General features: G+C 75.5%; 10 protein-coding genes. 2 read left to right on the top strand and 8 right to left on the bottom strand.

Translation table 11 applies throughout. From position 1 onward, the window contains the following. Positions 1 to 89 precede the first annotated feature (89 nt). A complete protein-coding gene (locus ACFCX4_RS28545; protein WP_376148358.1) occupies positions 90 to 236 on the bottom strand; it encodes a hypothetical protein in 147 nt (48 codons plus the stop codon). A gap of 322 nt (positions 237 to 558) precedes the next feature. Next, positions 559 to 1587, bottom strand: coding sequence for a polysaccharide deacetylase family protein (locus ACFCX4_RS28540; protein WP_376148356.1), 1029 nt, complete (start codon positions 1585 to 1587; stop codon positions 559 to 561). Between the two features lie 342 nt (positions 1588 to 1929). On the opposite strand from ACFCX4_RS28540, the gene ACFCX4_RS28535 reads away from it, so the two are divergent. Continuing rightward, on the top strand, positions 1930 to 3171 hold the full coding sequence (locus ACFCX4_RS28535; protein WP_376148353.1) for a benzoate/H(+) symporter BenE family transporter: 1242 nt from the start codon (positions 1930 to 1932) through the stop codon (positions 3169 to 3171). A 131-nt stretch (positions 3172 to 3302) separates the two neighbouring features. On the opposite strand, the gene ACFCX4_RS28530 is transcribed toward ACFCX4_RS28535, so the two are convergent. The 3 genes from ACFCX4_RS28530 to ACFCX4_RS28520 all read right to left on the bottom strand — a co-directional run bounded on the left by ACFCX4_RS28530 (position 3303) and on the right by ACFCX4_RS28520 (position 5771). After that, a complete protein-coding gene (locus tag ACFCX4_RS28530) occupies positions 3303 to 4922 on the bottom strand; it encodes an MFS transporter (RefSeq protein WP_376148350.1) in 1620 nt (539 codons plus the stop codon). A gap of 2 nt (positions 4923 to 4924) precedes the next feature. Next, positions 4925 to 5215, bottom strand: a complete 291-nt coding sequence (locus ACFCX4_RS28525) for an SHOCT domain-containing protein (protein WP_376148348.1) — start codon at positions 5213 to 5215, stop codon at positions 4925 to 4927. A gap of 85 nt (positions 5216 to 5300) precedes the next feature. Further along, a complete protein-coding gene (locus ACFCX4_RS28520) occupies positions 5301 to 5771 on the bottom strand; it encodes a DUF6325 family protein (RefSeq protein ID WP_376148345.1) in 471 nt (156 codons plus the stop codon). A 363-nt stretch (positions 5772 to 6134) separates the two neighbouring features. Here ACFCX4_RS28520 and ACFCX4_RS28515 point away from each other — a divergent pair, with 363 nt between their 5' ends. Continuing rightward, on the top strand, positions 6135 to 7502 hold the full coding sequence (locus ACFCX4_RS28515) for a hypothetical protein (protein ID WP_376148343.1): 1368 nt from the start codon (positions 6135 to 6137) through the stop codon (positions 7500 to 7502). A gap of 132 nt (positions 7503 to 7634) precedes the next feature. On the opposite strand, the gene ACFCX4_RS28510 is transcribed toward ACFCX4_RS28515, so the two are convergent. The 3 genes from ACFCX4_RS28510 to ACFCX4_RS28500 all read right to left on the bottom strand — a co-directional run bounded on the left by ACFCX4_RS28510 (position 7635) and on the right by ACFCX4_RS28500 (position 11684). Beyond that, positions 7635 to 8030, bottom strand: a complete 396-nt coding sequence (locus tag ACFCX4_RS28510; protein WP_376148341.1) for a PLDc N-terminal domain-containing protein — start codon at positions 8028 to 8030, stop codon at positions 7635 to 7637. A gap of 172 nt (positions 8031 to 8202) precedes the next feature. Next, on the bottom strand, positions 8203 to 9666 hold the full coding sequence (locus tag ACFCX4_RS28505) for a pyridoxal phosphate-dependent decarboxylase family protein (RefSeq protein ID WP_376148338.1): 1464 nt from the start codon (positions 9664 to 9666) through the stop codon (positions 8203 to 8205). A gap of 221 nt (positions 9667 to 9887) precedes the next feature. Then, positions 9888 to 11684 carry an ABC transporter ATP-binding protein gene (locus ACFCX4_RS28500; RefSeq protein ID WP_376148335.1) on the bottom strand — a complete coding sequence of 599 codons (1797 nt, stop codon included), beginning with the start codon at positions 11682 to 11684 and terminating at the stop codon, positions 9888 to 9890. Between the last annotated feature and the right edge of the window lie 62 nt (positions 11685 to 11746).

Genomic DNA, 11746 nt, shown 5'->3' with positions numbered 1-11746 from the left:
ACCTACGACTCGGGCGGCATCTCGCTGAAGCCGGCCGGCCTCCGCCGGCCCGGACCCGCGTCTGCGCAGGGTGGTGCGTCAGTGGTGCGTCAGGAGATACAGCCGGACTTCGCCACGCTGATGCAGCCCGACTTGGCCACGCTGATGCACCCGTCCTTGGCGGCCTGCCCCGAGTTGGCGGCGACCCAGCCCTTCCACTTGTCGTCCTGGGTCATCTTCTTGATGAGCTGTTCCATTTCGACCTCCGAGATATGCCGGATTCCGGCGGCGCGGGTCGTCGCCGCCACCACGACATTAAAGCGATGGTCAAAGAGGTGTCAATGACGGGTAATCAGACAGGCCCGCGGGGGCGCGTGGCCGAGAGCCGTCGCCCGGCACGGGGCGACGGCGAAACGGGGGGAAGGGTTCCGGGTACGGGGGCGCGGCGCGGCGCCGGTGCTGCCGGAGAACAGCTGGACCGCGGTCGGTGACGGGACCCGGGGACCGGCGGCCGTGAGTCGTGGATCGTGGGTCGTGGGCGGGAAGCCGCGGGAGAAGGGGTGCGGGAACGGGCGGCGGTCAGCCCCCGGCGGGGCCCGCCCCGGCGAGCAACTCGTCCAGGCCCACGAGGCGGTAGCCACGCGACCGCAGGCCGGTGATCACCGCGGGCAGCGCGGCGACGGTCTGGGAGCGGTCGCCGCCGCCGTCGTGCATCAGGACCACCGAACCGGGACGCACCCGCCCCAGCACCCGCTCGGCGATCACCTCGGGTCCGGGCCGGTCCCAGTCCCTCGCGTCGACGTCCCAGAGCACCGTGGTGAGGCCCAACCGGTCGACGGTACAGAGGAGTTCGGGGCTCCGGCCACCGTACGGCGGGCGCAGCCAGCGCACCGCCCGGTCGTCCCCGCAGGCCCGGGCCAGTGCGTCCCGGGTGAAGCCGAGCTGCCGGCCGAGCCCGATCGGCCCGAGATCGGGCAGATAGGCGTGGGACCAGGTGTGGTTGCCCAGGATGTGCCCCTCGGCCGCGGCCCGGCGCACCACGCCGGGGTGGGCCAGGGCGTGCAGACCTATGCAGAAGAAGGCCGCCGGAGCGTCGTGGCGGCGCAGCACGTCCAGCACCTGCGGCGTGAACTCGGGGTGCGGGCCGTCGTCGAAGGTCAGTGCCACCACGGGAGCGGTGCCCGACCCACCTGCCAACAGACTTCCCCTGGAGGCGAGTTCGCGCTCGACCGGGCCACTGGCCACCTCCGCCGCCGCGATCTCCTCCTCCCGGCCGCTCATCGTCCACCCGTCGGACGACAGTGCGGTGAGGGCGCCGGGCCGGGAACGGCCGAGCGCGGCGAGCGCCTCCGCCGTCGCGCCGTCGTCCACCAGGACCGGCGGGTCGGCGCGCAGTACCGGGAGGCCGGCGGCCGCGAGGGGGGCGTCCATGATGCCGTTGGCGCTGTCGAGGACGGCCGTGAGCCCGCCGGGCACCTGCGGCGCGAGGTCGGCCAGCCAGGCCACCGGCCGTTCCAGGGCACAGCCTTCGAACACCCCGACCAGGCCGGGGGCCCCGTCGCCGTCGCCGGGCACGGCGATCCGGTAGCCCTCACGCGTCACAGCCACACCCGCGAACCGCACCGTGCTGCCCCTCCCTCGGACCGATCGGGACCGACGACGGGACGGCCCCGGGCGCGCACCGACGCCACCCGTCCCCGGCGGCGTCCGCAACGGCAAGCAGCCCAGATCATACGGATCAGGGGCCGCCGCGACGACAGGAGGAAGGGCACAATTCCGTGCCGGGACGGGGCGGGTGACCCACCACCACCCACCACCACCCGCCCCGGCGCTCGGCGGCCGGTCCCGGCGCGCCGGCCCCGGGGACCACGCCGCGGCGCGGGCCGGGCGCCGCCACGGGTGGCGCCGGGCGGCCGTCCGGCCTTCGGCGGGCTCCGGGATACTGCCGGAATGACGGATGAACTGACGGTCCGACCGGAAGCGGGGGTCCCGGGCACGACACCGGCCGGGGCCGGGGAGCGCAGGGCGGCGCTGCGCCGCGACGTGTCGGCGCCGGCCCTCCTGGCGGGGCTGATCTGCGTGGCGGTGTCGTTCTCGGGCCCGCTGGTGGTGGTGCTCGCGGCGGCGGCCGCGGGGCGGCTGGACGCGGCGCACACCGCCTCCTGGATCTGGGCGGTGGCGATCGGCAGCGGGGTCAGCGGCTTCGCGCTGAGCTGGTGGACACGGACGCCGGTGGTCACCGCCTGGTCGACGCCGGGGGCGGCGCTGCTGGTCACCAGCCTCGGCGACCACCCCTACCGGGAGGCGGTCGGGGCGTTCCTGGTGAGCGCCGTGGTGGTGACGCTGTTCGGTGTCACCGGGTGGTTCGGGCGGCTGATCGCCGCGGTGCCGGCCGGGATCGTGAACGCGATGCTGGCGGGGATCCTGTTCTCCTTCGGCGCCGGGATCTTCGGGGCCGTGCACGGCGCGCCGGTGCTGGTGGTCGGCAGCTTCGCGGCGTTCCTGCTGGCCAAGCGGTTCGCGCCCCGCTACGCCGTCCTGGTCGCGCTGCTGGCCGGCGGGACACTGGCGGCGCTCACGGTCGGCCTGCCGCTGCACCCCGGCGCGGGCGGGCCGACGGTGCCGGTGCTGACGGCGCCGGCGTTCTCCTGGTCGGCGCTGGTGGGGCTGGCACTGCCGCTCACGATCGTCGCCCTGGCCTCGCAGAACGCGCCCGGCCTCGGGGTGATGCGGGCGTTCGGCTACCGGGCGGACGACCGGCTGCTGATCGGCTCGACCGGCGCGGTGTCGGTGCTGATGGCGCCGTTCGGCTCGCCCGGGGTGAACCTGGCGGCGATCACGGCGGCGATCTGCTCGGGCCCGGAGGCCCATCCGGACCCGGACCGCCGGTACGTGGCCGGGATGTCCTCGGGTCTGCTGTACGTGCTGGTGGGCAGCTTCGGCGGGGTCCTGGTGAGCCTGTTCACCGGTCTGCCGAAGGAGCTGGTCGCGGTGGTCGCCGGGGTCGCGCTGCTGGCGGCGCTCCAGGGGAGCCTCACGGCGGCGGTCGCGCAGGAGCGCGGCCGGGACGCGGCGCTGGTCACCTTCCTCGCGAGCGCCTCGGGGATGAGCCTGTTCGGCATCGGTTCGGCGTTCTGGGGCCTGCTCTTCGGGCTGGGCACCCATCTGGCGCTGGACCACCGGCGGAGCTGAGCGCGCGGGAGCACGGACCCGCCGGCCCCGCCGCGCGCGGGCGCGGGCGCGGGAGGAACCGCCGAACCGGGGACCGGGTTCGGTCCCGCCGCCCGCCCGCCGTCCGGACCGCGAACCGCCGTCGCCCCGGACTACTCCCCCGCCCCGGGAGACGGGCCGTCGGACGGGGTGGGGGTGTCGCCCCGGACGGCGGGCAGGCGGCGGGTGAGGAGGAGGGCGGCGGCGGTGATGCCCGTGCAGGCGAGGACCGCCGCCTTGAGGCCCGCGATCTGGGCGTCCCGGTAGCTCTCCACCACGGCCGCGGCCTCGTCGGGCGGTACCTGGGGCTGTGTCGCCAGGGCGGCGGCGACGTCGGCGGCGGGCACGAAGGACAGGCCGGCCTCCAGCCGGATGCCGGCCTGTTCGGCGACGGCCGCGGAGACCCGAGGGTCGTCGGTGATCCGGGTGGTGACGGAGGTGGCGAGGGCGCCGATGAGGATGGCGCCGATCAGCGCCGTCCCCAGCGAGGAGCCGAGGTTCTGCGCCGTGTACTGCAGGCCGCCGGCCTCGCTCCGCTCCGCCTTCCGGACGCTGGACTGCACCGTGTTGCCCAGCTGGGAGGCGAGCATCCCCATGCCGATGCCGAGCAGGGCCATCGCCCCGGCGAAGGAGGCGCCCGCCAGGTCCGGCCCGATCGCGGTGATCAGCCACAGGGTGGCGGCGACCAGGACCACCAGCCCGGCCCGGACGATGGTGCGCGGCGAGGCCAGCCGCAGCAGCAGCGAGCCGGACATCGAGGTGGCGAGCATGGTGACCGACACCGGCAGCAGGCGCAGGCCCGTCTCGAAGGCGTCGAGCCCCTGGACGACCTGGAGGTAGAGCGGGATGACGAAGAACAGGCCGAGCAGGACGGTGTTCTGGTTGAACAGCGTCACCAGCCCCGCCCGGAGCGTCCGGTTGTCGAACAGGTCCAGCGAGACCAGCGGGTCGAGCCCCTTCCGCTCCCGCCGGCGTTCGTGCAGGCAGAACGCGTACGTCAGCGCGCCGCCGAGCGCGACGGCGAACAGCGTCGGGGAGAAGCCGAGGACGGTGAACGGCGGGTTGCGCGGCTGGACCCAGCCCCAGCTGCCGCTCTGCAGGACGGCCAGGACCATCACGGCCAGGCCCGAGGCCGAGAGGACCACGCCGGGCACGTCGAGCCGGGGCCGCCGCTCCGGTGGCGGCTGTGCCGGGACCCAGCGCATCAGCAGCAGCATCAGGACGACCAGCACCACCTCGCCGGCGAACACCAGCCGCCAGGTCAGATAGGTGGTGACCCAGCCGCCGAGCAGCGGGCCGACCGCGATGCCCGCGCCCGCGAGACCGCCGATGACGCCGTAGGCCACCGCCCGGTCGCGGCCCTGGTAGGAGCCGGCCACCAGGGCGGCCAGCGCGGGCAGGACCAGGGCCGCGCCGAGGCCCTCGACGACCGACCAGCCGAGCGCGAGCACGCCGACGGTGGGGGCCACCGCGGTCAGGCCCGAGCCGACCCCGTAGACGACCAGCCCGATCACGAAGACCCGCCGGCGGCCGAACATGTCGCCGATCTTGCCGCCGGTCAGCATGAAGGAGGCCATCACCAGGGTGTAGAGGGTGATCACGGCCTGGATGGCGGTCACCTCGGTGTCGAAGTCCTCGACCAGCTGGCTGATCGACACGTTCATCACCGAGGCGTCCAGCACCATCAGGAACTGGCCCGTGCCGAGCACGGCCAGGGGCTTCCAGCGGTTCACGGTCAGCTGCCGAGGATCCGGGCCTTCTGGGCGGCGAACTCCTGCTCGGTCAGGACGCCCTGTTCCTTGAGCGAGGCGAGTTCCTTGAGCTGGTCCAGCTTCTCCTCCATGGACGGCGCGGCGGGTGCGGCGGCCGGCGCGGGAGCGGGGGCGGCGGGCTCGGCGTAGACGGCCTGCCGGGTGTCCTGCTGGGCCCAGCGGCCGGCCTGGCGGCGGGAGACGCGGTTGGAGACGGCGGTGGCGGTTCCGGCGACGACCGCGGTGCGGGCGACGCCACGAAGCAGTCCGGGCATGGCTACCTGCCTGGGGTGAGGGGGCGGTTGCGGGGGTGGGACGGTGGCGGCCGGGAACGGGCCGGGAGCACGGGCGGGGCCCGGATCAGCTCGCGGCGTCGAGCTCCTCCAGCGAGTCCAGGACGTCCAGGAGGTCCTGGACCGGGACGCGGCCGCTCGCGACCATGTGCGCGCCCGCCCGGTGCAGGGCGTTGGCCAGGGGCGCGGCCCAGCGGTTCTCGTAGAGCAGGACGACGGCGGAGTCGCCCGGGTCCAGCAGGCCGCCGGCCTCGGCGAGGTCGGGCTCGCCGAACAGGCCCGAGGAGGCGCCCTCGAAGACGGTCAGGTCGAGCAGTCCGTCGCCGGTCACGTCGGCCAGCTCGACGGCGGCCACCGTGCCGTCCTCGTCCTTGCGGACGAAGGTCAGGTCGAGGATCCGGATGATGTCGCGGTCGACCAGGTCGACGAGCAGGGGCAGCCCCTCACCGGTGAGGTGGCTGCCGGGGAACGCGATGACCAGGTAGTCGACGGGGCCCGGCAGATCGAGTTCACCGGGGGTGTCGGGTGCGCTGCTCACGTCTGCTCCTGGGGGGAGGAGGGGCCGGCCGACGGAGTCGGCCGGGGCCGGCTGCGGACGCAGGCGGGAGCCGGCTCCCAGTGAAACTAACCCGCCGCCCCGGGGGTGCGGCTCACCTGTTCGGGGTGAGCCGGGAGCGCGGGCGGGCGCTCCGGACGGTCGGCGCCCCTCACCCCGGTGGGGTAACCCTGCTCGCCGCCGGGGCGGCCAGGCCCTTGGCTGGTGGACACGGCGTCACGGCGCAGCGGCCCACGGCTCCCCGGCGCGACGGCGTCGTGCTGTCGCCGCGCCCCGGCGTCACGGCGCCCGGGCGGTCCGGCGCCGCCGCGCCGCCCGGGCCGTCCAGGACGAGGAGCTCCCCGCATGTCATCGACCGAGTCCGGCGCACCGCAGCCAGATCGTCCGGAGGCCCGCGAGCTGGAGGCGCTGCACCACCGGGTCGCGCAGCTGGAGGCCGAGGCCCGGCGCGGGCGGCCCCGGCACCACCGGCTGCGCACCACCGGCTCGGTGGTGCTGGTGGTCGTCGCCTCGCTGCTGTCGCTGCTCGCCGTGATCGCCGTCTGGGCCCACGACGAGATCACCGACACCAACCGGTTCGTGGCCACCATGGCGCCGCTCGCCGAGAACCCCGACGTGCAGAACGCGCTCGCCAACCGGATCACCGACGCGGCGACGGAGCAGATCGACGTCAAGGCGGTGGTGAACGACCTCTCCCAGGCCGCCGCCGAACAGGGCGTGCCGCCCCGGCTGGCGCAGCTGCTGGGGGGCCTGACCGGTCCGCTGGAGGGGGCGCTGACGAACCTCGTGCACGGCGCCGCCGAGCGGGTGGTCACCAGCGACGCCTTCGCCACCCTGTGGGAGGAGGCGGTTCGGGCCGGGCACGCCACCATGGTCAAGGCCCTGACCGGCGAGGGCGGCGGCGCGGTGGTGCTGAAGAACGACGAGGTCGTGATCGACATCGGGCCGATGGTGGAACGGGTCAAGACCTCCCTGGTCGACGCCGGTTTCGCGCCCGCCGCCAAGATCCCGCAGGTGCACACCGACTTCGTGGTGTTCTCGTCGCCCGACCTCGCCAAAATCAAGGGCGGGTTCCGGCTGCTGGAGATCCTCGGCTGGTGGCTGCCGGTCATCACGGTCCTGGTCGCCGCCGCCGCGGTCCTCACGGCGTTCAACCGGCGCCGGGCGCTGGTCGGCGCCGCCGTCGGCATCGCGCTCGCGATGCTGCTGCTGGGCATCGCGCTGACCGTCTTCCGCTCGTACTTCCTGGACCACCTGCCCGCCGACGCCTCGCCGGCCGCCGCGGGCGCCGTCTACGACGCCGTCGTCGACTACCTGCGGGTCGGGGTGCGGGCGGTCGGCTTCCTGGCCCTGCTCGTCGGACTCGGGGCGTTCTTCGTCGGCCCCTCCCGCCCGGCGGTGACCATCCGCACGGTGACCGGGCACGGGGTGGCGGCCCTGCGTTCGGCGGCCGACTCGGCGGGCTTCCGCGCCGGGCCGGTGGACCGCTTCGTGCGCCGCCACAAGCGGTGGCTGGGTGCGGCGGTCCTGATCGTGGCCGCGGTGGTCTTCGCCTTCTGGGACCACCCGACCGGGATGGTGGTGTTCTGGTTCGCCGTGGTCGTGCTGGTGGCCTTCGCCGTCCGCGAGTTCTTCGCCCCCGCCCACCCCGTCGCCCCCCACCCGCGGACCGTCGCCCCCACCGTCGGCGGGGCGGGGGACGCGAAGCCGTAGCACGGTCCCGGGGGCGTTCCGTTCCCCGGCCGGGAAGCGGAACGCCCCCGGGCGGCGGTCGGGCCGCCCGGGGGCCGGGTCCGTCGGCCCCGGTCGCTCACGGGACCGGGACCGGGGCCGGAGCCGGTTCCGTCAGGTCAGGACGAGCGACTTGGCTCGCTGGTACTCCTCCTCCGTGATGTCGCCCTCGCGGCGCAGCTCCGCCAGCCTGGCCAGTTGCTCGGCGGCCGAGGCCGGCCCGGCCTCCGTCGCGGCGGACCGGACGTAGGTGCGGAACTCCGCCTCCGCCTCCTTCGCGCGGGCCGTCTCGCGCATGCCCATGCCCTTGCCCCGGGCGATGAGGTAGACGAACACCCCCAGGAACGGCAGCAGGATCAGGAGGACGCACCAGCCCGCCTTGCCCCAGCCGTTCACCGTGTCGTCCCGGAACAGGTCACCGAAGATCCGGAACAGGAGCATGAACCAGAGGATCCAGAGGAAGATCCACATGGTCGTGAGGAAGATGTTCAACAGTGGGTAGTCGTCCATCGCCTGCCTCCGAGGGAGAGGACCGGTTCCTGCCCGGCGGCAGCCACCGTCCGGCAGCCCCCCTCGCGCCAAGCGTGACCTCCCCCGCCGTCCCGCGCACCACCCGCGGCGGGTGAGGCGCCGGCGGGCGGGTCCGGCGGTGCCCCGCCGGGGGGGGCGGCCGGGTGCCGCGTCAGTCCGCGAGCCCGTCCGCCGCCCGGGCCAGGGCCTTCGCGGTGCGGCGGACGTCCTCCTCGGTGGTGCGCCAGTTGCTGAAGGCCGCCCGCAGGGCGGGAACGCCCGCGTAGTGGGTCGGGGTGACGAAGGCCTCGTCGGCGAAGTCCGCGGCCAGGGCGGCGAGGCGTTCGGCGGTGGGGCGGTCGGACAGGGTGAAGCAGACGACGTTCAGCCGCACCGGCGCGAGCAGGCGCAGCCCGGCCGTGCCGCTCACCGCCTCCCCCAGTGCCCGGGCGCCCGTCACGCAGCGCTCGACGATCTCGCGGTGGCCGGCGCGGCCGTAGGCGCGCAGCGCGAACCAGGCGGCCAGGGCGCGCAGCCGGTGGGAGTTCTCCGGGGTGAGGTGGACCAGGTCGGGGCGCTCGCCGAGCGGACCGAGGTAGGCGGCGGAGTTGCGGAAGACCTCGGCCTGGAGGTCAGGGCGCCGGGTGAACTGGACGGCGCTGTCGTAGGGCACGTTGAGCCACTTGTGCAGGTCGACGCAGACCGAGTCGGCGAGGTCCAGGCCCGCCACCAGCCCGGCGTGCTCGGGCACCAGGGCGGCGAACGCCCCGAACGCCGCGTCCACGTGCAGCCAGAAGCCGTACCGGTCGCGCAGCGCGGCCAGCGCCCGCAGGTCGTCGAAGTCGACCGTGTTGACGGTGCCGGCGTTGGCCACCACGACGCACGGGCCGTCGTGCGCGGCCAGCGCCCGTTCGAGGGCGGCCGGGTCCACGGCCTCGCGGCCGGGCAGCGTGGGCACGGCGGTCAGCGCCGCCCGGCCGAGGCCCAGGACGGACAGCGCCTTGGCGATGCTGGAGTGCGGGCTGCCGGAGAACACCCGGACCGGGCCGAGCGCGGCGGTGCCGTCCTGTGCGGCGTCCACCCCGAGCCGTTCGCCGAGCCACTGGCGGGCGATGGCCAGTCCGGCCGTGTTGGACATGGTCGCGCCGCTGACGAAGGTGCCGCTGTTCGCGGCGGAGAGCCCGAAGAGTTCGCGCAGCCGGCCGATCGTCTCCCGCTCCAGGTCCTGGCCCGCGCCGTCGAGGGAGGAGTTGGAGTTCTGGTCGGCGGTGGCGGTCAGCCAGTCGCCGGCCAGGGCGGCGGGCGTCGCGCCGCCGGTGACGAACCCGAAGTAGCGCGGCCCCGCGGAGCCGGAGAGCCGGGGCTCCCAGCGGTCGGCGAACTCGGCGAGCGCCGCCCGCAGGCCGCCGCCGCCCCAGTCGTCGAGCGGGAGGGCCGTCGCCGGGACCGGCTGCGGGTCCGTCGCCGGGACCGGGTTCGGCGGCGGGTCGGTGTGCGGCCGCGGGTCGGTGTGCGCGGCGGAGGGCGAGAGCGCCGGGCGTTCGCCGAGGCCGTTCAGGAAGGCGACCGCACGCTCGCGGGTCTCCTCCAGCAGGGCGGGCAGCTCGTCGAGGTCGGTGGCGAGTTCGGGATGCATCGCGGGTTCTCCGGTCGGTCGGGTTCCCCGCCGACGCTAGCGGCCCGCGCGCGCGGCGTCCCGGTCCAATCCGGGGAAAGTGGCCTGACCGGCGCGGTTCGCCGGTGCCGCCCGTCCGGTGCCGCGGACCGGCCGGGCCGGTGACGGCACGGACCGGGAGACGCCCTCGGGCGGCCGGTTCAGCGGCGCGGACGGCCGTTCGGGGAGCGGGGACGGCCGGTTCAGGAACCGGGCGGGCCGAGCTGGCTGGTGACCAGCTCGCGGTAGGGCGCGCAGCGGGCGAGCAGGGTGGCGTGGTCCGCGGCGTCGACGACGGCACCCCGGCTCATCATGATCACGTGGTCCGCGTGCCGGACCGTGGAGAGCCGGTGGGCGACCACCACCACGGCACTGCGGCGGGCCAGCCGGTCCACCACCTCCCGGAAGCGCAGTTCGTTCAGGCCGTCCAGCTGGCTGGTGGGCTCGTCCAGCAGGACGATGTCGGCCTCGGTGAGCAGCGCGCGGGCCAGCGCCATCCGCTGGCGCTGCCCGCCGGAGAGGTCGAACTCCCGGCCCAGGACGGTGTCCAGACCGTGCGGGAGGCGCTCGACGTCCTCGGTCAGCCCGACCGTCGCCAGGGCCCGGGCCAGTTCGTGGTCCGGGGCGGCGCCGGCCCGGCCGAGCTGGAGGTTGTCCCGGGCGCTGGCCTCCAGCAGGGTGAACGCCTGGTCCACGTAGGCCATGCGGCCGCGCAGCGCGCCGAGCGGCCAGGCGCCGACGTCGTGGCCGAGAACGGTGACCGAACCCTCGCCGGGCCGCAGGAACCGGCCGACCAGTGCGAGCGCGGTGCTCTTGCCCGCGCCCGACGGGCCGACCACGGCGGTCAGTCCGGTGCGCGGCACGCTGAAGGACGCGGCGTTCAGGGCGGCCCGCTGCGCGCCGGCGTGGGTGAAGGAGACGGTGCGGAAGACCACCGCGGGCGCGTCGGGCGACGGGGCGGGCACCGGGCGGGCGGCGTCGTCCGGGTCCGCCTCCGGGGGCAGGGCGAGCAGTTCGTTGCAGCGGTCCCGCGCGGCGAGTCCGGCCTGCAGGCGCCCGAATCCGGTGGCGAGGGTGTTCACCGAGGGAACGGTCTGCAGCAGGTAGAGGAGGAACGCGGCGAACGCCGCCACCTGGAGCCCCCCGGCCGCCAGCCGGGCGCCGCCGGTGAGGATCACCGCGATCATCGCGAACTGGTTGCCGAGGGTGAGCACCGCCGGGACGAGCGCGCCCAGCCGGGCCCCGGTCAGCGAGACGGCGTGCAGCTTCTCGGCGTCCCCGGCGAGGACCCGGTCGGCGAGCGGTTCGGCGCGGTAGGCCTTGATGGTGGTGAGGGCGTCCAGGTTGGCGGTGAAGCGCTGGGCGACCTGGCCGACGGCCTCCTGCTGACCGGTGACGTTGGCCCGCATCCGGCGGGTGATCAGCAGCACCAGGACGATCAGCAGGGCGAGGGCCCCCACGGTGACGGCGGTGAGCACCCAGTCGATCCACAGCATGACGCCCAGGGTCGCCAGCACGCTGAGCGCGGCCAGCGGGAGCTGCATCGCCACCTCGACCACCTGGCCCAGCAGCTGGGCGTCGGAGGTGACCCGGGCGGCGAGTTCGCCGGTGCCCCGGGCCCGGACGACGGGCAGCGGCAGACGGAGGGCGTGGGCCATCACGGCGGTGCGCAGCCGGTAGGTCATGCCCTCGCCGATCCGCGCCAGCTGGAAGCCGGAGAGGGCCTGGGCGCCCGCCCCGGCGAGGGCGGCGGCGGCCATCAGCAGCAGTCCGGGGGTGAGCGAGCGGTGCGCCGAGAAGTCGCCGACGATCCGGCGGACCAGCAGCGGGAGCGCGAGGGCCGCCGCGGTGGCCGCGACGGCGAGGAACAGGGCGGCGGCGAGGCGGACCGGCTGGACGGCGAGCTCACGGCGCAGCCGGACCTGCGGCGGGGGCACCGGCTCGGCGGTGACGGCGGCGGTGTCGGCCGGGGCGGCCGCGGTGGCGGGCAGGGCGGGCACGGGAGGCCTCTCTCCTGGTGCTGGGCCGGTGGGGGCGTCGCCGGGGGCGAAGGGAACGGGCC

Source organism: Kitasatospora sp. NPDC056327 (assembly GCF_042261735.1).
Taxonomy (GTDB): Bacteria; Actinomycetota; Actinomycetes; order Streptomycetales; family Streptomycetaceae; genus Kitasatospora.
This window is presented reverse-complemented; position numbering and strand designations above follow the sequence as displayed.